20 protein-coding genes are annotated in these 19,807 nt (G+C 60.5%); 14 read left to right on the top strand and 6 right to left on the bottom strand.

Annotation, left to right across the window (positions count from 1 at the left end; translation table 11 throughout):
• Window positions 1-95: 95 nt before the first annotated feature.
• Together ACA075_RS23045 and ACA075_RS23040 are read right to left on the bottom strand one after the other, a co-directional pair.
• A complete protein-coding gene (locus ACA075_RS23045; protein ID WP_094471055.1) occupies window positions 96-728 on the bottom strand; it encodes a glutathione S-transferase family protein in 633 nt (210 codons plus the stop codon).
• A gap of 57 nt (window positions 729-785) precedes the next feature.
• Entirely contained in the window at window positions 786-1,217 is a 432-nt protein-coding gene (locus ACA075_RS23040; RefSeq protein WP_497295558.1) for a PACE efflux transporter, read from the bottom strand.
• Between the two features lie 121 nt (window positions 1,218-1,338).
• On the opposite strand from ACA075_RS23040, the gene ACA075_RS23035 reads away from it, so the two are divergent.
• Entirely contained in the window at window positions 1,339-2,211 is an 873-nt protein-coding gene (locus tag ACA075_RS23035) for a LysR family transcriptional regulator (RefSeq protein ID WP_497295557.1), read from the top strand.
• Window positions 2,212-2,315: 104 nt separating this feature from the next.
• Here the strand turns inward: ACA075_RS23035 and gntR are convergent, their stop codons facing one another.
• On the bottom strand, window positions 2,316-3,347 hold the full coding sequence (gene gntR, locus ACA075_RS23030) for an HTH-type transcriptional regulator GntR (protein WP_497295555.1): 1,032 nt from the start codon (window positions 3,345-3,347) through the stop codon (window positions 2,316-2,318).
• 215 nt (window positions 3,348-3,562) lie between these two features.
• On the opposite strand from gntR, the gene ACA075_RS23025 reads away from it, so the two are divergent.
• A complete protein-coding gene (locus ACA075_RS23025; RefSeq protein WP_010457327.1) occupies window positions 3,563-4,096 on the top strand; it encodes a gluconokinase in 534 nt (177 codons plus the stop codon).
• An 82-nt stretch (window positions 4,097-4,178) separates the two neighbouring features.
• Window positions 4,179-5,531, top strand: coding sequence for a GntP family permease (locus ACA075_RS23020; RefSeq protein ID WP_219095445.1), 1,353 nt, complete (start codon window positions 4,179-4,181; stop codon window positions 5,529-5,531).
• A gap of 113 nt (window positions 5,532-5,644) precedes the next feature.
• Here ACA075_RS23020 and alaC read toward each other — a convergent pair whose 3' ends face one another.
• Entirely contained in the window at window positions 5,645-6,862 is a 1,218-nt protein-coding gene (gene alaC, locus ACA075_RS23015) for an alanine transaminase (RefSeq protein ID WP_497295552.1), read from the bottom strand.
• Window positions 6,863-7,000: 138 nt separating this feature from the next.
• Between alaC and ACA075_RS23010 the strand changes: the two genes are divergently transcribed.
• From ACA075_RS23010 to ACA075_RS22970, 9 genes are all read left to right on the top strand, one after another.
• A complete protein-coding gene (locus tag ACA075_RS23010; protein WP_497295550.1) occupies window positions 7,001-7,663 on the top strand; it encodes a LysE family translocator in 663 nt (220 codons plus the stop codon).
• 68 nt (window positions 7,664-7,731) lie between these two features.
• Window positions 7,732-8,217 (top strand): GyrI-like domain-containing protein, encoded by a 486-nt coding sequence (locus ACA075_RS23005; RefSeq protein WP_497295548.1) that lies wholly within the window; start codon window positions 7,732-7,734, stop codon window positions 8,215-8,217.
• A 260-nt stretch (window positions 8,218-8,477) separates the two neighbouring features.
• Entirely contained in the window at window positions 8,478-8,576 is a 99-nt protein-coding gene (kdpF, locus tag ACA075_RS23000; protein WP_219095442.1) for a K(+)-transporting ATPase subunit F, read from the top strand.
• A gap of 167 nt (window positions 8,577-8,743) precedes the next feature.
• Window positions 8,744-10,450, top strand: a complete 1,707-nt coding sequence (gene kdpA, locus ACA075_RS22995; RefSeq protein WP_497295546.1) for a potassium-transporting ATPase subunit KdpA — start codon at window positions 8,744-8,746, stop codon at window positions 10,448-10,450.
• A gap of 10 nt (window positions 10,451-10,460) precedes the next feature.
• On the top strand, window positions 10,461-11,141 hold the full coding sequence (kdpC, locus tag ACA075_RS22990) for a K(+)-transporting ATPase subunit C (protein WP_497295544.1): 681 nt from the start codon (window positions 10,461-10,463) through the stop codon (window positions 11,139-11,141).
• Between the two features lie 11 nt (window positions 11,142-11,152).
• Window positions 11,153-13,222 carry a potassium-transporting ATPase subunit KdpB gene (gene kdpB, locus ACA075_RS22985; protein WP_497295542.1) on the top strand — a complete coding sequence of 690 codons (2,070 nt, stop codon included), beginning with the start codon at window positions 11,153-11,155 and terminating at the stop codon, window positions 13,220-13,222.
• A gap of 54 nt (window positions 13,223-13,276) precedes the next feature.
• Complete coding sequence (locus ACA075_RS22980; RefSeq protein WP_497295540.1) at window positions 13,277-15,970, top strand: DUF4118 domain-containing protein; 2,694 nt, start codon at window positions 13,277-13,279, stop codon at window positions 15,968-15,970.
• Complete coding sequence (locus ACA075_RS22975) at window positions 15,967-16,659, top strand: response regulator (protein WP_497295538.1); 693 nt, start codon at window positions 15,967-15,969, stop codon at window positions 16,657-16,659. Before ACA075_RS22980 ends, ACA075_RS22975 begins: the two co-directional genes overlap by 4 nt.
• Before the next feature lie 408 nt (window positions 16,660-17,067).
• Window positions 17,068-17,565, top strand: coding sequence for a GNAT family N-acetyltransferase (locus tag ACA075_RS22970; RefSeq protein WP_497295536.1), 498 nt, complete (start codon window positions 17,068-17,070; stop codon window positions 17,563-17,565).
• A 134-nt stretch (window positions 17,566-17,699) separates the two neighbouring features.
• On the opposite strand, the gene ACA075_RS22965 is transcribed toward ACA075_RS22970, so the two are convergent.
• Entirely contained in the window at window positions 17,700-18,305 is a 606-nt protein-coding gene (locus ACA075_RS22965) for a pyridoxamine 5'-phosphate oxidase family protein (RefSeq protein ID WP_497295534.1), read from the bottom strand.
• A gap of 7 nt (window positions 18,306-18,312) precedes the next feature.
• The gene (locus tag ACA075_RS22960) at window positions 18,313-18,798 is read right to left on the bottom strand and encodes a GNAT family N-acetyltransferase (RefSeq protein WP_497295532.1); all 486 of its coding nucleotides are present in this window, start codon (window positions 18,796-18,798) and stop codon (window positions 18,313-18,315) included.
• Window positions 18,799-18,939: 141 nt separating this feature from the next.
• Between ACA075_RS22960 and ACA075_RS22955 the strand changes: the two genes are divergently transcribed.
• Window positions 18,940-19,365 carry a YybH family protein gene (locus tag ACA075_RS22955; protein WP_497295530.1) on the top strand — a complete coding sequence of 142 codons (426 nt, stop codon included), beginning with the start codon at window positions 18,940-18,942 and terminating at the stop codon, window positions 19,363-19,365.
• Window positions 19,366-19,446: 81 nt separating this feature from the next.
• Window positions 19,447-19,791 carry a YciI family protein gene (locus ACA075_RS22950; RefSeq protein ID WP_497295528.1) on the top strand — a complete coding sequence of 115 codons (345 nt, stop codon included), beginning with the start codon at window positions 19,447-19,449 and terminating at the stop codon, window positions 19,789-19,791.
• Window positions 19,792-19,807: the final 16 nt, after the last annotated feature.

The raw sequence follows: 19,807 nt of genomic DNA, 5'->3' as shown, positions 1-19,807 counted from the left end.
ATCACTATAAATCAGTCAGTTAATGCGTATTTTTCGGATGGATGATGTGAGGTTTGCGGTTAACCTTTGCCGCCTGGCGGCAAACAGGGCGGGCATCAAGGCAAGCCGTTGCAGCCGTACTTGAGGAAGCCCGGACGTTGGGCCAGTCGTTGGAAATATTCGTCGATGGCCGGGTAATCGGGCCGCTCCATCGGCGTCATCAGCCAGCGGTTGACGGACAGCCCGATGACAATGTCGGCCAGGGTGAAGCGTGGCCCGGCGACGTAAGCTTTGGTCGCTGCGAGCTGGTGCTCGAGGATGCCCATCTTCTGGTTCCAGGTGCGTACACCGGCAGCGATGTGATGCGGATCCTGGAACTCCGGATCTTTGCGCACCAATGCCGTGAATGCGTAGCTCCATGAGGCATTGAGTTCAGTGGCTTGCCAATCCATCCACTGCTCGACCCGAGCGCGCGCGGCCGGTTCGTGGGGTAGCAGATCGGTGTTCTGGTGTTTGCCGGCCAGATAACGGCAGATGGTGTTGGACTCCCACAGCACACCGGCGTCGTCGATGATCACGGGCACCAGCGCGTTGGGATTGAGTCGGAGAAACTCCGGCGTGTGGGTGGACGCATAACCGCCCCCCCAGTCCTCACGTTCGTAGGTCACGCCCAGTTCCTCACAGGTCCACAGGACCTTTCTGACGTTGATGGATGACGCTTTACCCAAAATCTTCAGTGCATGTTCCATTGAGCTACTCCGTTAGCGATTCGACGCTTCAGGAATCTGACAGACATCGCGCGGTTTTCAAACCGGATCCGGCAGTGCCGAGGCGGGCAAACCAAACGTGCGATCAAACAGCCAGTTGAACGCGAAGGTGTAGCACGGGATGAAAATGATCAGCGCCAAGTCCAGCAGGAAAGCTTGCACCAGGCTGATGTTCATCCACCAGGCGATCAGCGGGATGAGAAACACTATCAAGGTTAGTTGAAATCCCACGGCATGGGCGATGCGCCGTTTAACGGTGCGTGTGCGTGAAGGCTGACGACTTTCCCAGCGCTCGAACAGCGTGGTGTAGATGAAATTCCAGGTCACCGCGATCGTGGTGATGATCACCGCCAATGGCCCGGTGTTGCCCGGTGATGTGCCGGATAACAACGCGAGCCCCAGCGCCGAAAACGACATGCCGATGATTTCGTACAGCGACACGTAAACCAGTTTGCGTTTAACGCCTTGCATGTTGATTTGCCTCTTTCTTCCGAACTTGAAGCCAGCAGCACTGGCGAAGGCGACGAAAGATAGCTTCAATAGGGCTGACAGAAAAAGTTAGAAGCTTTCAGTTTTATTGATAGGACGAGGAATGAATTTCAACAGCGACAGCATCGAATTGTTCTTGGCCGTGATCGAGCGCGGTTCGTTTTCGGCGGCGGCGCGTGCGCTGGGTAAAGTGCCGTCGGCGGTGAGCATGGGTATTGCCAACCTGGAAGCCGAGCTCGGTTATCTGCTGTTCGATCGCAGCCATCGCGAACCGGTGCCGACGGCGATGGCCAGTGCGTTGGTGCCGCACGTGCGATTGATCGCAGAGCAGCTCAAGCAGTTGCAGGTGCATGCAATCGAATTGTCGTTGGGACTGGAAAGCAAGTTGTCGATTGGCGTCGTGGCGGACCTCGACAAGCGCCGTTTGCTGGCCGCGATCAAGGTCATCGCCGAGCGTCATCCGCTCCTGGAAATCGAAGTGCTCAGCGCGCCCCAGGACGATGTGCTGGCGATGCTCCACAGCGGTCGCGTCAGCGTTTGCCTGGCGTTCGCGGGGTTGAGCATGAACGTGCTGGAGCGATTCCAGTTCGTCGGCACCGAGAGCGTGATCGCCACACTGGCGGCGGACAATCCGCTGTTTCAAGGCGAGGAATTGTTTCTGGAGGATCTGGTTCAGGTGCGGCAAATCATCGTTGCCAGTCGCGACCTGCCGATCAGCGAAACCCGGCCCTTGGTGGGCGAATCCTATTGGCGCACCGACACCCTCGCCATGGCGCTGGAAATGGTCGAAGCCGGGTTGGGCTGGGGTAATTTCCCGTTATCCGTGGTGCAGCCGTTGCTCGATGCGGGAAGACTCAAGCGCCTGAGTTTCCGCAACATCGAAAACGGTTTGGTGCTGCCGGTGCACGCGGTGTGGCTCAAGAGCCAGCCGTTGCAGAAAGGCGCGATGGCGTTTGTCGAACTGATGGGGCGCTGAGGCAATCCCTTGTGGGAGTGAGCCTGCTCGCGATGAGGTCCTGACAGTCAACATTGATGGAGCCTGACCCACCGCCATCGCGAGCAGGCTCGCTCCCACATGGGTTAGGTGCTCTCGCGTACCTTCAACTCAAATCCCATGTCCTGCACCGGTTTGGCCACGGTGTTGCCCGCCAGCAAGGTCAGCATCAACTCCGCCGAACGCCGGCCAATCGCCTCACGCGGGGTGCTGATGCTGCTCAGGCGCGGCACCATGTGCGCCGAGGCGGGCAGGTCGTTGAAACCGAGGATCGCCACATGTTCGGGGATTTTAATCCCGCAGCGCATGGCTTCAAGCAGGGCGCCCTGGGCCAGGTCGTCGTTGCCGAAGAAAATGGCATCGACATCAGGATGACTGGCGAGCAGTTGCAGGAACAGTTCGCCGCCCAGGCCGACGGAGGAGGCGCGCGGCGTCAGCACTTCCAGGTCCGGGTCATACAAACCGGCCTTTTGCAGGGCTTTGCGAAAGCCTTCACCGCGCAGCAAGGTACGTTGATCCAGCTGCGCGCCGATGTAGGCCAGGCGCTTGCGCCCACGGGACAGCAAATGTTGAGCCGCCGTTTCACCCGCCGCAAGTTGCGAAAAACCCACGCAATTGAGCCCGGCGGCACTGTCCAGTTCCATCATGTACACGCATGGAATGTTGCTCGCCTCGATCATCCGGCGCGAGCTTTCGGTGCGGTCGAAACCGGTCAGCAGCAAACCGCGAGGCTGATACGCCATGTAATTGCGCAGCAGGTTTTCTTCTTCATCGCGCGAGTAATGGAAGTTGCCGATGAGCACTTCGAAGCCCTTGGGGCGCAAAACCTGATGAATGGCTTCCAGCGTATCGATGAACAGCAAGTTGGACAGCGACGGCACCAGAACCACCACCGAATGGCTTTGGGCCGAGGCTAACGCGCGGGCGGCAGGGTTGACCACGTAGTTCAGTTCAAGGGCCGCTTTCTGCACTTTTTCCACCAGTTCGGTGGCCACCGTGCTGACGCCGCGCAAGGCGCGGGAGGCGGTGATCGGGCTGACACCAGCCAAGCGTGCAACTTCGTTCAGGGTAGGGCGGCCAGTGGTGCGCGTATTTTTATCGTTTTTAGGGGAGATCATCGGACGGCTTGCCAAACAAAATTCGAGGCACTAAGGTAGCGCTGTCTCGATGCAGCTGCAAATGCGTGAGCGGGGTTTGCCTGATCCCCGCTTTTTGGCATTGGGAACGAACATGCTGCAACCCACAAAAATGACAAGAAGGCGTCGGCAACTTCTGCTTTTGATCCAGTGTCATATCTGGCAAAGGTAGCGCTGTCTGCGCGCTGAGGTGTTACATGAATCATTCCATCACCGCCCTGGTCATCATGGGCGTTGCCGGTTGCGGCAAGACTTGCGTCAGCGAGGCCTTGTGCCAACTCAGCGGCGCGACCGCCATTGAAGGCGACACTTTCCACCCTGCCGCCAATATCGAAAAGATGAGCGCGGGTATCCCCCTGAACGACGAAGACCGTGCCGGCTGGCTCGACAGCCTGTGCGATGAGTTGCGCCGCGTCGACGCTCAAGGCCAGCGCCCGGTGCTGACCTGCTCGGCCCTCAAACACAGTTACCGCGAACGTCTGCGCAGCGCCTTGCCGGGCCTGGGCTTCGTGTTCCTTGAGCTGACCCCTGAAGTTGCCGCTGATCGTGTCTCCCATCGGCCGGGCCACTTCATGCCTTCGACGTTGATCGACAGCCAGTTCGCCACGCTTGAATCGCCTGTAGGCGAGCCTTTGACCCTGGCGCTGGACGCTTCGAATCACAGCGTCGAGCAATTGGCGAAGCAAGCGCATGTCTGGTGGCAGGCCCATGGCCTGAAACAGGCCGTATGAGTTTTGCCGGAAGAGATAGCGCTGTCCTTATGGCTTGCGAATTACCCGCTTTAATAACAACAACAACCAGGAGACACCCCTAATGTTTGGCATGTCCCACGAGACGTTCCTGCTGCTCGATGCAGTGGTCACGGTGATCGGGCTTATCGTCCTGATCACCAAGTTCAAGTTCCACCCCTTCATTGCCCTGATCATCGCCGCAGCCTTCCTCGGGCTGACCTCCGGCATGCCGATCGGCACCATCATCAAGGCGTTCCAGGACGGCTTCGGTGGGGTGCTCGGTTTCGTCGGGATCATCCTGGCGCTGGGCACGATGCTCGGCAAAATGATGGCCGAGTCGGGCGGGGCGGATCAGATTGCCCAGACGCTGATTCGGGCGTTCGGCAAGGACAAGGTGCAGTGGGCGATGATGTTCGCCGCGTTCCTGGTCGGCATTCCGCTGTTCTTCGAAATCGGTTTCGTGCTGCTGATCCCGCTGGTGTTCATCGTCGCCCGGCGTACCGGCGTGTCGATCATCAAGATCGGCATCCCGCTGCTGGCCGGCCTTTCCGCTGTGCACGGCCTGGTTCCGCCGCACCCGGGTCCGTTGCTGGCCATTGGCGTGTTCGGTGCCGACATCGGTAAAACCATTCTCTATGGCCTGATCGTTGCGCTGCCGACCGCTATTATTGCCGGCCCGATCTACGGCACTTTCATCGCCAAATACATCCCCGGCCATCCAAACCAGGAACTGGTGGATCAACTGGCTCGCGAGCCGGATTCCGCCGAGCTGCCGAGCTTCAGCATCACCCTGATCACCGTGCTGCTGCCGGTGTTCCTGATGTTGCTCAAGACCTTTGCCGACGTGGTGCTGCCGGAAGGCAATTTCGCACGCTCCTTCATGGACCTGGTCGGTCACCCGATCTCGGCGCTGTTGCTGGCCTTGCTGCTGTCGCTGTACACCTTCGGCCACCGTCAGGGCATGGGATCGAACAAGATTCTGAAGTTGCTCGACGCCAGCCTTGCGCCGACCGCCGCGATCATTCTGATCATCGGTGCCGGTGGTGGCTTCAAGCAGATGCTGGTGACCAGCGGTGTGGGTGACGTGATCGGCCACATGGCAGTGAACGCGCAGATTTCGCCGATCCTGCTGGCCTGGCTGGTGGCGGCGGTGATTCGCGTGGCCACCGGTTCTGCAACCGTGGCGACCATTACGGGCGCGGGCATCGTGGTGCCGGTGGTGGGGATGATTCCGGGTGTGAACCGTGAGCTGCTGGTGCTGGCCACCGGTGCCGGTTCGTTGATCCTGTCTCACGTCAACGACGCGGGTTTCTGGCTGGTGAAGCAGTACTTCAACATGACCGTGGCTGAAACCTTCAAGACCTGGACCGCGATGGAAACCATCCTGTCCATCGTTGCGCTGGGCTTTATCCTGCTGCTGTCGATGTTCGTTTAAGCAACACCGCAACGCTTTTGTAGGAGCCGGCTTGCTGGCGATGCAGACGACTCGGTTTAACTTCTAACCGAGTCGATGCCATCGCCAGCAAGCCGGCTCCTACAGGTTCGGTATCAGGCGTTGGTTTTGGTGACTAACCCATCCGCCCGGAACATCCCGCGAATCCCGCGCACCGCCTGACGAATCCGGTCCTGGTTTTCGATCAGCGCAAAGCGCACATGATCATCCCCATACTCACCAAATCCAACACCCGGCGAGACGCAAACCTTGGCCTCGGCCAGCAGCTTCTTGGCGAACTCCAGCGAGCCCAAATGCGCATACGCCTCGGGAATCTTCGCCCAGACGTACATCGACGCTTTCGGGTTCTCGACCATCCAACCCAGTTCATGCAGGCCTTTGACCAGCACGTTGCGACGCTGCCGATATTGCTCGGCAATGTCTTTGACGCACTGCTGATCGCCTTCCAACGCTGCAATCGCTGCGACTTGCAGCGGGGTGAACGTGCCGTAGTCGTGGTAACTCTTGATCCGCGCGAGGGCGTTGACCAGTTCGGCATTGCCGACCATGAAACCGATGCGCCAGCCCGCCATGTTGTAGCTCTTGGACAGGGTGAAAAATTCCACCGCGATGTCCTTGGCGCCCGGCACCTGCATGATCGACGGGGCTTTCCAGCCGTCGTAGACGATGTCGGCGTAGGCCAGGTCGTGCACCACCAAAACGTCGTACTGCTTGGCGAGGGCGATCACCCGCTCGAAGAAATCCAGTTCCACGCATTGGGCGGTGGGGTTCGACGGGAAGCCGAGGATCATCATCTTCGGTTTCGGGATCGAGCCGCGAATCGCGCTTTCCAGTTCGGCGAAGAAGTCCACACCAGGGATCAGCGGCACCGAACGCACCTGGGCGCCGGCAATCACCGCGCCGTAGATGTGAATCGGATAGCTCGGGTTTGGCACCAGCACGGTGTCGCCCTGGTCGAGGGTGGCCAGCATCAGATGCGCCAGGCCTTCCTTGGAGCCGATGGTGACAATGGCTTCGGTTTCCGGGTCGATGTCGACCGCGTAGCGATCCTTGTACCAATTGGAAATGGCCCGGCGCAGACGCGGAATACCCTTGGATGTCGAGTAGCCGTGGGTGTCTTCGCGCTGGGCGACGGTGACCAGTTTTTCGACGATGTGCGGCGGAGTCGGGCCGTCAGGGTTGCCCATGCTGAAGTCGATGATGTCTTCGCCACGACGACGGGCGGCCATCTTCAGCTCGGCAGTGATATTGAATACGTAAGGGGGGAGTCGATCTATGCGCGCAAAGCGGCGCGGCGAACCTGGGTTGGCCATTGTTGCCTCGGTAACGTGAGCGCCCGGAACCGTCCGAGCGACGCTGGCCACTGCGGTGGCCTGTGGCGGAATGTAAGGGCTGTTGTGGCACACTGTCCAGCGACTCTGTAAACAAATTTGTCCGAAGGAAACCGGTTGATGGAATTTACCAGCGGCTTTCTGCTGAGCCTTTCGCTGTGCCTGGATATCGGCGTGGCCAATATCGCGATGATCACCCTGGCGATGCAACGCGGGTATTTTCAAGGCTTTGCGCTTGGGTTGGGGACCTGCGTCGGCGACCTGATCTACGCGGTGCTGGCGTTGGCGGGCATGACCGTTTTGCTGCAATACGAAACCGTGCGTTGGGTGCTGTGGATCGGCGGTTCAGCGTTGCTGGTGTACTTCGCGGCGAAGATGATTTATTCGGCGATCCACCATGAAGCGGTGCTGGCGCAGTCCGCCGAGGTGGGGCAGAACTCTCACCGCAAAGAGTTTTTCCGCGGGATCTTCCTCGCCATGTCGTCACCCAGCGCCATTCTCTGGTTTGCGGCCGTGGGCGGCACGTTGATCGCGCGCTCCGGTGGCGGTGATGCCGTCAGCTCGACGCTGTTTCTCGGCGGGTTTCTGTGCGCCGGGGTGCTCTGGTGCGTCGCGTTGTGCTTCGCCGCTAGCCACGGCGGCAAGTTGCTGGGCGACAAACTGCTGCGTTACTCCTACATGGCATCGGCGGCGATCTTCTGCTATTTCGCGGTGTACGTGATTCTATCGGGCTATAACGAGTTTGTTGGTGCGGGCGCCGTCGAGCCGTTGCGCGCCCTGTAATTGGGCGAATCGGGTTTGGCTTCTATACTCCCAGCCGAACCCACTTTTTTCGTCTCAGGAGTTGAGTCATGGATGAGCAAACAGGCGTAAAACCGGCCGAGCCACGCTTCGAAAACGGGCACTTCTTGCTCATTGCCGGGCTTGGCGGACGATTTACCCAGCAAACCACTAAAGGTATTCCCGATCTCTGGGAGAAACTCATCCCCGAGATTGGCCAGATTCCCGGTCAGAAAAGCGAAGTGACCTACGGAATCTGCTGCAATCCGGATGGCAAAGGTGGTTTCGAATACATTGCAGGCGTCGAAATCAGCAAACTCGACGACCTACCCGATAAGTATCGCTGGGTCGAAGTTCAACCCCAGCATTACGCGGTGTTCGAGCACAAAGGCTCGCTGGACCATTTACCCGAGACCTTCCAGTACATCTGGAAAACCTGGCTGCCTCAGTCTGGCCATCAAGCGGCGGACGCTCCGGAGTTCGAACGCTACAGCGAAGACTTCAACCCGAAGCTCAACACCGGCGTGCTGGAAATCTGGCTACCGCTCAAACCGTAATGAACCGAGCCCCGGACGGGCACTTCACAGTGCCCGTTCGTAGCGTTCGCTGACACCTCGCATCACCCCCGCACAACCTCCGTTCCGCTCGATCTATACGCCGTCTTAATACCGCTGCCCCCAATCAGTGTCCGTCCTTGATACCCCCTCACCTAACCTGCACGGCGCAGATAAGAGCGCGTATCCAGTGCGTTTTATGCTCTGGCGCGCGCTACCGGGACCCGATTGCGGGTGCCTTCGTTTAGTCAGGGGGAGCTGTCTTGTTAACACTCGAGTTCATCTACGTCGCCAGCGGCCTGTGTGCCGCCCTGTTGTTCGCCTACCTGGGTTACGCCCTTATTCGTGCTGAAAAGTTCTGATGGCCGCAGTCATTGCGGCACAGGCGTTTTTATTCGCCCGTCAGGGCGGTCTTGAGAAAGGAAACCGGCAATGTACGACCTGATTTTCATGGGGGTTAGCGTGGTGTTTTTTGCTGCGACAGCCATGGTCATCGTCGCCATGGGCAAGATTTGAACGGAGCATCGACATGTTGAGCACTATGCTGGAATTTGCGGTGATTCTCGGGTTGATGACCGGGCTCGCCGTCTTGATGGGGAAGTGGCTGACGCGGGTTTTCACCGGGCAAAAGCATGCCTTGGCCGAGCGCGCCACGTATCGTTTGCTGGGGATCGATTCGACCGAAACCATGGGCTGGGCGCGTTACGGCTCGGCCCTGTTGCTGTCGAACGCGGCAATGATGTTGCTGGGTTACATCGTGTTGCGCCTGCAAGGTTTCATGCCACTCAACCCCTTGGGGCTGAGCGCACAAACACCGGATCTGGCGTTCAACACCGCGGCGTCGTTTATCACCAACACCAACTGGCAGGCGTATTCAGGTGAAACCAGCCTGTCCAACTTCAGCCAGATGGCGGTCATTACCTTCCTGATGTTCGTCGGCGCAACAGCGGGCGTTGTGGCGGCGGCGGGTTTCATTCGCGGCCTCAGTCGGTCGAATTCCGCTGATATCGGCAACTACTGGGTGGACTTCACCCGCACGCTGTACCGGGTGATGTTGCCGCTGTGTTTCGCCATGGCGCTGGTGTATGTCTGGCAAGGCATGCCCCAAACCCTGAGCTCCCAGGCCCTGGCCACTACCCTGGAAGGCGCGCAGCAGCAGTTGATCGTCGGCGCGGTGGCGAGCTTTGAATCCATCAAGCACATCGGCACCAACGGCGGTGGCTTCTTCAGCATGAACGCCGCGCATCCTTTCGAAAACCCGACCCCGCTGACAAACATGCTGCACATCCTCAGCATGTTGCTGATCCCGTCAGCGTTGACATACACCTTCGGCAGCATGCTGATGCGTCGGCGTCAGGGCTGGGTATTCTTCGGCACGTTCCTGGTGATGTTCGTCGGTTTTCTGAGCATCGTTTACACCGCTGAACAAAGTGGTAACCCGCTGCTGACCCGAGTGGGCGCGGACCAGGTGCTGTCGGCCACCCAGAGTGGCGGCAACATGGAAGGCAAGGAACTGCGTTTCGGGATTGCCGACACCAGCCTGTTCGTGACCACCACCACCGGTGCCACCACCGGCTCGGTGAATGCCATGCATGACTCGCTGACGCCCATGGGCGGTTTCGTACCGCTGGCGCAGATGATGCTCAACTGCGTGTTCGGCGGCGACGGCGTGGGCTTTATCAACCTGATCCAGTACGCCCTGCTGACAGTGTTTCTGGTGGGCATGATGATCGGGCGCAGCCCCGAATTCCTCGGCAAGAAGATCGAGGCTCGGGAGATCAAGCTGGTCATGCTCTCGGTACTGGCGCACCCGATCTGCATTCTCGGCTTCACCGCCCTGGCGGCACTCTGGCCGGACACCCTGAACAGTCTCAACAACCAGGGGCCCCATGGCTTCAGTGAGGTGTTGTATGCCTACACCTCGGGGACTGCCAACAACGGTTCGGCGTTCGCCGGATTGAATGCCAATACGCCGTTCTTCAACACCACCATCGGTCTTGCCATGTTGCTCGGACGCTTCTTCACCATGCTGCCGATGCTCGCGGTCGCGGGTTCTCTGGCGATGAAAAAGAACATCCCGGCCGGTGCCGGCACCATCCCGACCGCCACACCGCTGTTCATGTTCCTCGTGGTGTTCGTGGTGCTGGTGGTGGGCGGCCTGACTTTCCTGCCGGCGCTCGCGCTCGGCCCGCTGGTTGAGCAACTGCAGTTGCTGACCGGCCAGACCTACAAGTGAGGGGGCTGTGATGACTCAAATTCAACCACAAACCAAAGTGCAGTTTCTGTTTGTCGGCCTGTTGCGTCCGGTGCTGATGTCGGCGGCGTTCTTCATGCTGCTGACCGGTCTTGCCTATCCGTTGTTCACCACCCTGGTGGCCAATGTGCTGTTCCCGTTTCAAGCCCAGGGAAGTCTGGTTGAACGGGACGGTCTGGTGATCGGTTCGGCGGTGATCGGCCAGCATTTCACCCGGCCCGAGTATTTCCAGGGGCGCGCAAGCATGACGCTTGGCGCCGATCCACTGGACCCGAGCAAGAGCGTGGCGCAGCCGTACAACGCCGGTTCCAGTGGCGCCAGCAACCTTGGCCCTACCAGCCAGAAGTTGATCGACACCGTGGCCCTGCGCGTCGAAGCCTACCGCCAACAGAATGGCCTGGCAGCCGATGCACAGGTGCCGGTGGATGCCGTCACCTCGTCGGCTTCAGGCCTGGACCCGCACATTTCGGTGGCCAACGCACAGATTCAGGCGGCGCGCGTCGCACGCCTGCGCCACCTGCCCGAAGCCGAGCTGTTGAAACGGGTGAATACCCACACCGAGCAACGCACCTTCGGCCTGCTCGGCGAACCTCGGGTCAATGTGCTGCAACTCAACCTCGCGCTGGATGCTTTGAAACCTGCGCATCAGCCACCCCTTGCGGCCAGTGAGTAAGAGAAACAACCATGAGTAAGCAAGCTCGTTTGCCTTTGTTTGACCGTGGGTTGTTGCTCACGGCGTGCCTGGATGCGTTCAAGAAGTTGCTGCCCCAGGCGCAGTGGAAGAACCCGGTGATGTTTGTGGTGTACCTGGGCAGTATTCTCACCACGCTGTTGTGGGTTCAATCACTGGTCGGCAAGGGAGAAGCCCCCAGTGGTTTCATTCTCAGCATCACGTTGTGGCTGTGGTTCACCGTGCTGTTCGCCAACTTTGCCGAAGCCCTGGCCGAGGGCCGCAGCCGGGCGCAAGCAGCCAGCCTGCGTGGGATGAAGCGCCAGACCCTGGCCAAGCTTTTGAAACAACCCCGGCATGGCTCCGCCTGGATGCCGATGCCCTCCGGCGAACTGCTGAAGGACAATGTGGTGTTGATCGAGGCGGGCGATCTGGTGCCCCTCGATGGGGTGGTGATCGAAGGCGTGGCGTCGGTGGATGAAAGCGCGATTACTGGCGAATCGGCACCGGTGATTCGTGAGGCGGGCGGCGACTTTTCATCGGTCACCGGCGGCACCAAAGTGCTTTCGGACTGGCTGGTGGTGCGTATCAGCGTCAATCCCGGCGAGTCGTTTCTGGATCGCATGATTTCCATGGTCGAATCCGCGAAACGCCAGAAAACCCCCAACGAAGTGGCACTGACCATTTTGTTGGTGGGCCTGACGTTTCTGTTTCTGCTGGTGATCGTGACCCTGGGCCCGTACTCGATGTTTGCGGTGGGCATGAGCGGCGGCGACGTGGTCAGCGCAACGGTTCTGGTGGCGCTGCTGGTCTGCCTGATTCCTACGACCATTGGCGGTCTGTTGTCGGCGATCGGTGTGGCGGGCATGAGCCGGATGATGTCGGCCAACGTCATTGCCACTTCTGGGCGAGCCGTGGAAGCGGCGGGTGACGTGGATGTCTTGCTGCTGGACAAGACCGGCACCATTACCTTGGGTAATCGCCAGGCCAGCGGTTTCCTGCCGGCACCCGGGGTCAAGGAATCGGAACTGGCGGACGCTGCGCAATTGGCCTCGCTGGCCGACGAAACACCGGAAGGACGCAGCATTGTGGTGCTCGCCAAGCAGAAGTTCGACCTGCGGGCGCGGGACCTCAATGCCCTGGGGGCGAGCTTCGTGCATTTCACCGCGCAAACCCGCATGAGCGGCGTCGATCTGGCCGGTGGCCGGCGCATCCGCAAGGGCGCAGCAGATGCCATTCGCCAGCACGTCGAGGCGCTGGGCGGCAGCTTTCCGCCGGGATTGCAGATTAAGGTCGATGAAGTCTCGCGCCGGGGCAGTACGCCACTGGTCGTGTGCGATGGTGAAAAGGCATTGGGTGTGGTCGAGCTCAAGGACATCGTCAAGGGTGGCATCAAGGAGCGTTTTGCCGAGCTGCGGCGCATGGGCATCAAGACGGTCATGATCACCGGCGACAACCGCCTGACGGCGGCAGCGATTGCCGTGGAAGCCGGAGTTGACGACTTTCTTGCCGAGGCCCGGCCGGAAGACAAACTGCAACTGATCCGCGACTACCAGGCCCAGGGCAAGCTCGTGGCGATGACCGGCGACGGCACCAATGATGCGCCGGCACTGGCCCAGGCGGACGTGGCGGTGGCCATGAACAGTGGGACTCAGGCCGCCAAGGAAGCGGGCAACATGGTCGATCTGGACAGCAACCCGACCAAGTTGATCGAGGTGGTTGAAGTCGGCAAACAGATGCTCATGACGCGCGGCGCGTTGACCACCTTCAGCGTAGCCAACGATGTGGCCAAGTATTTTGCTATCGTACCGGCCGCATTCGTCGCGACCTATCCGCAACTGGGCGCCCTGAACGTGATGCACCTGAGCAGCCCGAATTCGGCGATTCTCAGCGCGGTGATATTCAATGCCCTGATCATCGTGTTTCTGATCCCGCTGGCGCTCAAGGGCGTGACCTACCGAGCCATCGGCGCGGCGGCGTTGCTCAATCGCAACCTGCTGATCTATGGCCTGGGTGGCGTGCTGGTGCCGTTCGCGGGGATCAAGGTGATCGACATGCTGTTGGCCGGGCTTGGCTTGGTTTGAAAGGACTGACGGTCCGGCGCCCTCTGTGGCGCCGGACCGTTCAAAAGGATTGCCATGCTCGAAACTGATACGTCCACCGCTTCACGTGACGGCCGTCCTGATCCCGACGCGCTGCTGGAGAAGCTTCAACAAGACGAACAGGCTGCCCTGCGCGGGAAACTGCGCATCTATTTCGGTTCCAATGCCGGGGTAGGGAAAACCTGCGCCATGCTCACCGCGGCCCAGCGCGAAGTGGCCCAGGGCCGTGACCTGGTGGCTGGCGTGATAGAAACCCATGGCCGCCGGGAAACCGCTGAACTGCTCAACGGTCTGGAACTGCTGCCGCGCTACAACGTGATGCATCGCGAGCGTGCCCTCAGCGAGTTCGATCTGGATGCCGCGCTGGCGCGGCGTCCGGAGGTGCTGCTGGTGGATGAATTGGCCCACAGCAATGTGCCCGGTTCACGTCACCCCAAGCGCTGGCAGGATGTCGAAGAACTGCTGCGCGCCGGCATCGACATCTGGACCACCCTGAACGTCCAGCACCTGGAAAGTCTCAACGATATTGTCAGCGGGATCATCGGCACCCGGGTGCGTGAGACCGTGCCCGATCATCTGTTCGACGCTGCCCATGAAGTGGTGGTGATCGACCTGCCACCCGATGACCTGCTGCGCCGGCTCAAGGAAGGCAAGGTCTACCTGCCACCTCAGGCTGAGCGCGCGTCCCGGCATTTCTTTCGCAAGGGCAACTTGCTGGCCTTGCGCGAGCTGGCGCTGCGGCGCACCGCCGATCGTGTCGATGCACAGATGCGCGACTATCGCCGCGAGCGGTCCATCAACACCCTTTGGCCCGCGCGCGAGCGTTTACTGGTGGGCGTGGCAGGCTACCCTTCGGATGAGCGACTGGTGCGGGAAGCAGCGCGCTTGGCACAAAAGCTCGAGGCGGACTGGATTGTCGTCCATGTGCCTTCGGCGCAGCGGCGTGGAGCGGGGGCGAGCCGTTATGCCGCCGCCATGAAGACCCTGGCGCTGGCCGCCGAATTCGGCGCCGACACCGCCACCTTGTCGGGCATGGACGTCGCCGAGGCCTTGGTGGCGTTTGCCCGTGAGCACAACGCCAACCGCCTGGTGCTGGGGCACTACCCGCGCAAGGTCTGGCAGTTCTGGCACCAGTCGGTCAGTGACCGCATCAGCCGTCGGCATCCCGAGATCGATCAGATTGTCATCGCTCATGGTTCGCTGCCCGTCGTGGTTGCGGTGGCGGTCAATACTGATGCCGCGCTGCCGCCCAGCAGGGCGCCGGCATATCTGTGGGCCAGCCTGGCCTGTTTCGCCGCCACGGCAGTGGCAGCCTTGCTGTTACAGGTGTTCGATCTGGCCAACGTGGTCATGCTGTTTTTGCTCACGGTGGTGCTGGTCGCCTTGCGCTATGGGCGAGGGCCGGGTGTCTGGGCGGCGATGCTGGCGGTGCTGTGTTTTGATTTCTTCTTCGTCCAGCCACGCTGGTCGTTTACGGTCAACGACACCCAGTACTTTTTTACCTTCGCCCTGATGCTGGGGATTGCGTTGATCACCGGCCAGCTCACGGCACGCTTGCGCCATGAGGCTCGAACGGCGGCCGGACGTGAGCGGCGTGCGACTTCGCTGGCGAGGCTGGCTCGCGACTTGTCGGCGGCGCTGACGGTGGAGCAGATCACGGAGGTGGCGCTAATCACCTTCAGCGGCGTATTTGAAGCGCGGGTCGGGCTGACACTGCCGGACGCCGCAGACAGTGTCCGTGTTCGTGGCGCGGGTGCATTCCCGATTGATGAAAGCATTGCCCAATGGGTTTACGACCATGGGCAACCCGCTGGACAGGGCACCCATACGCTGGCGGCCGCGCAAGGCCGCTATTTGCCGTTGAAGGCCCCGATGCGCGTGCGCGGGGTGTTGGTGCTGGAGCTGGCTGAACCGGAACGGTTGAACGAGCCTGAAGAGCAGCGTTTGCTCGAGGCCTGCATGAGCCAACTGGCAATCGCGCTGGAAAGGGTGCATTTCGTCGAAGTGGCGCAAAGCACGTTGGTACAGATGGAGGGTGAGCGCATGCGCAATACGCTGCTGGCCGCGATCTCTCATGACCTGCGCACGCCGCTGACCACCATTATCGGTGCGGCCGATGCAGCGGCGCCCCATGCGCCGCCCGGACCGCTGACACCGTTGCTGGACGGTATCCGCGATCAGGCCAGCGCCATGCAGCGGTTGATCGAAAACCTGTTGGACATGGCCCGGATGCAGGAGCGCGGTGTGCGCCTGAACCGACAATGGCACTCGCTGGAGGAAATCGTCGGCAGCGCCTTGCGTCAACTGCGCGAGCCGTTGGCGCGGCATGTGGTGCGCACCGCGCTGTCGCCGCTGTTGCCGTTGGTGGAAGTCGATGCGCTGTTGATCGAACGCGTGCTGGTCAACCTGCTGGACAACGCTGCCAAGTACACCCCGGCCGGAACGCTGGTGCAGGTTACGGCCCGGCAAGAGCAGGACAGCATTGTGCTGGAGGTGATCGACGACGGTCCCGGTTGTCCTCAGGGCAGCACGCCTCAGAGTTTGTTCGAGCCGTTCACCCGGGGTCAGCAGGAGTCGGCCGTGGCCGGCATCGGCCTTGGGCTGGCGTTGGTCAAACGGATTGTCCAGGCCCATGGCGCAACGATCGAGGCGCAACCCCAGGCCACCTCGGGCATTCGCTTTGTCATCACACTACCGGCGGGTCACCCGCCTTCCATGGAATCGCTATGACCAGTGCACGCATCCTCATTGTCGAGGACGAGGCCAATATCCGCCGCTTCATCGGTATCGCGCTGCAGGACGAAGGTTTTCAGGTGTTCGAGGCCGACAACGTCAAACGCGCCCTGATCCACGCCGCCAGCCGTCAACCGGATCTGGTGATTGTCGATCTGGGCTTGCCCGACGGTGACGGCAAACAATTGATCAGTGAGTTGCGAGGTTGGATGACTGTGCCGATTCTGGTGCTGTCGGCCCGTGATCGTGAAGAGGAAAAAGTGGCGGCGCTGGATGCGGGCGCCGACGATTATCTGGTCAAACCCTTCGGCGTGCCCGAGCTGCTGGCGCGTATCCGCGCCCAGTTGCGTCGGCATGTGCAAAACGGGACCGCCGCCGTCACCAGCAAGGTGACGTTCGGCATGATCGACGTGGACCTGGCCACGCACGAGGTCCGGCGCGAGGACCAATCGGTGCATCTGACACCCATCGAGTATCGCTTGCTGTGCGCGCTGATTCGCGGGCAAGGCCGGGTCATGACTCATCGCCAGCTATTGCTGGAAGTGTGGGGGCTGGATTACGTCGATCGTGCGCACTACCTGCGGGTGCACATGGCGCACTTGCGGCAAAAACTGGAGGCCGATGCGGCGCAGCCGCAGCATTTCATCACCGAATTGCAGGTAGGTTATCGCCTGGTGGGGCTGTAAGGCACGGCAGGCGCAGGTTGCAGCGCCTGGCCGTGGGTCGCTCACTTGTCTTTCTTGATCCGGCGCTCGTGCAGGAAATCGATGTACAGCGTGATGAAGCCGAACGAGGAAATGCTGAATAACACGAGAAGGCCGATTTGAGTCGTGCTCATGATCAAAGTCCTGTGGGTGGGACGAGGAGCGCTCAACCTGCCTTGGCCGGGCGTCGTCAATCGTCGAGGCACAGATAAATAGTACGAACCCGGAGCATTGGGTAGCACTTATATGAAAGCTTTACGGAGCCGTCCTTGAACCCTATGCACTTCATACGAGAGGTGGATAGGGAGCGTTCGAAAGGAAGCAAGTATTGCTAGAATCGGCGAGCGTTATCCTGTCATCTCACTCGCCCCAAGGTCGCTGCGATCCACAATGAACTCGTCGAACCCTGTTATCCGAAACGTCCTGCCTGCTGATCTGGACCGCTGCTACGCCATCGAAACCGTTGCCTACGAAGGTGACGAAGCAGCCACCCGGGAAAAAATTGCCACACGCATCGCCACCTGGCCCGACGGTTTTATCGTCGCCGAAGTGGACGGCGTTGTAGCCGGTTTCATCAACGCCGGTGCGGCGTTTGAAGTGGAAATGTCAGACGAAGCGTTCAAGGAGCTGATCGGCCACGACCCGGCCGGGCCGCACATCGTGATCATGTCAGTGGTGGTGCACCCGGATTATCAGGGGCAGGGGCTGGCGAAGCGTTTGATGGGCGAATTCATCGAACGCATGCGCGCGATGGGCAAGGCCAGCATCCACCTGATGTGCAAGGAGCGGCATATTGCGCTGTATGCCGGATTCGGCTTTGCCTACATCAAGCCGTCAGCTTCGGACCACGGCGGCATGGCGTGGCATGAGATGGTGTTGGAGTTGTAACCAACCTCTACCCAGCACCGAAGATCCAATGTGGGAGCGGGCTTGCTCGCGAAGACGGAGTGTCAGTCACGAATGATGTCGTCTGACACTCCGCCTTCGCGAGCAAGCCCGCTCCCACATTGATTTGTGTCGTGTCAGTAAAGACTGTCCCGCACCCGCGCCGGCGCTTCCCGGTCATACGTTTCGGCATCGAACTGCCCATCGTTCAACCGCTTGTGAAACGCTCCCGCGGTCGGCAGTGCCGAGCGATCCAGATGCTTCTCGGGGTTCCACAAGTCCGACCGCACCATCGCTTTCGAGCAATGGAAGTACGCCGCGTCCACCGTCACCAGCATCACCGTGCGCGCCGGTTTGCCGTTCACCGCGAAGCTCTCCAGCAACGCCGGTTCCGCACTGATGTGCGCCGTGCCGTTGACCCGCAACGTCTCGCCGATCCCGGGAATGATGAACAGCAGCGACACCCGCGAATCGAGCACCACATTGCGCAGCGTGTCGATGCGGTTGTTGCCCGGACGATCCGGGATCGCCAGGGTCTTCGGGTCGATGATCCGCACAAACCCCGGCGAATCACCCCGGGGCGAACCATCCAGGCCGTCGGGGCCGACCGAGCTGATGATGACCAGCGGCGAGGCGCGGACCATCGCCTGATAGTCCTCATTCAGAAAGGCAATCTGCTTGCGCACGGCGCGGTCGTGGGGTTGGCCGTAGATCGCTTCCAGTGCTTCGATACTGTCGAGCATAACCACCTCAGAAAATCAGACTCATGCGCCGTTCATAACCGATCCGGCCCTTGTACGCCTCGCCGCTGTCGACCCAGCCGAATTTTGCATAGAGCGCGATGGCGGCCTCGTTGTCTGCATCTACCGACAATTCCAGTGCCTTGATCTCCGGAAACGCCTGCCGAGCCGCGTCGGGCAGGGCTTGCAGGCAGGCTTTCCCATAACCTTTGCCCTGAGCGCGGTGATCGACCTGCAACGCATGCAGGGTCGCACTGTGTTCGTCGGCCCAGTCTGGCAACACGGGCGGGCGTTTGAGCAGCAGGAAGGCCACGGGAACCTCCTTGGCCAGCAGCGCAAATCCCTTGACGCCGGGGCCGGGTTTGGACAGCAAGGTGTGCAACGCACCGTGGATGTCGCCGGAGAACTTAATCTGTTCTTTATGCACTTCGATGGCCTCGACCTGCTGGCGCTGGCGCGCGTTCAGGCTTTCGTAAGGCACGAGTCGGGTTGTCACTGGAGTGTCCTTTTTCCAACGTAAATGTGTGTCGGATTCTAACGAGTTTGCGTTCATGGATTATTTTTATTTCGACTGTCGATCTGGCGGTGCGCCAGACGACTAAGGGTGTCTTCACAACAAAAAACACGGAGAACCACCATGAATGCTACCCACGAAATCCAGGCCCTGATCGACACCTATCGTGAGGCGGTCATCGCCAAAAATGTCGAGAAACTCATGCCGTTGTATGCCGACGACATCGTCTCCTACGACGCGGTCAAAGCTCTGCAATTCCGGGGCAAGGCGGCTTACCGCGCGCATTGGGAGGAGTGCATGGAAATGTGCCAGGGCGCGCACACGTTCGACTTCGACCACATGAACATCGTCGCGGACGAGCACATCGCCTTCGCCCATTGGCTGGCCCATTGCGGCGGCACCAACGAACAAGGTGAAACCCAGGCCTGCTGGATGCGTGTGACCGCCTGCTATCGGCGCGATGCCGGGCAATGGCGCATCGTCCACGAACACTGGTCGGCCCCGTTCGACATGACCAGCGGCACGACGCTGTTCAACCTTGAGCCCTGATCGTCGGGCTGTTTATCGGGAAGCAGCGCCAAAATGCCAATCAGCAGCCATAGTTGATCAGTTCGATCCGGGAGAGCCCACATGAAGTATCTATGCCTGGTCTACAGCAACGAACAGGCGTTGCACTCGCTGCCCGACAGCCCCCATGACGCCGAGTGCATGGCCTACGCCGAGGCGATTCAGGGCAGTGGCCGGATGATCGCGGCCGAGGCGCTGGAGTCGGTGCAGACCGCGACCACCGTGCGCATGCGCAACGGCAAGCTGTCGATCACCGATGGCCCGTTCGCCGAAACCAAGGAGCAACTGGCCGGCTTCTACCTGGTCGACGCCAAAGACCTCAACGAAGCGATCCAGGTCGCCGGCAATATCCCGGCGGCTCGGGTCGGCAGCGTCGAGGTGCGTCCCGTTCGCCAGTTGAATCCCTGAATAACAATCACAAGAC

The sequence above is a fragment of the Pseudomonas sp. LBUM1663 genome (assembly GCF_059695905.1).
Note: the sequence above shows the minus strand (reverse complement) of the source record. Positions and strands in the feature narration are given on the sequence as shown.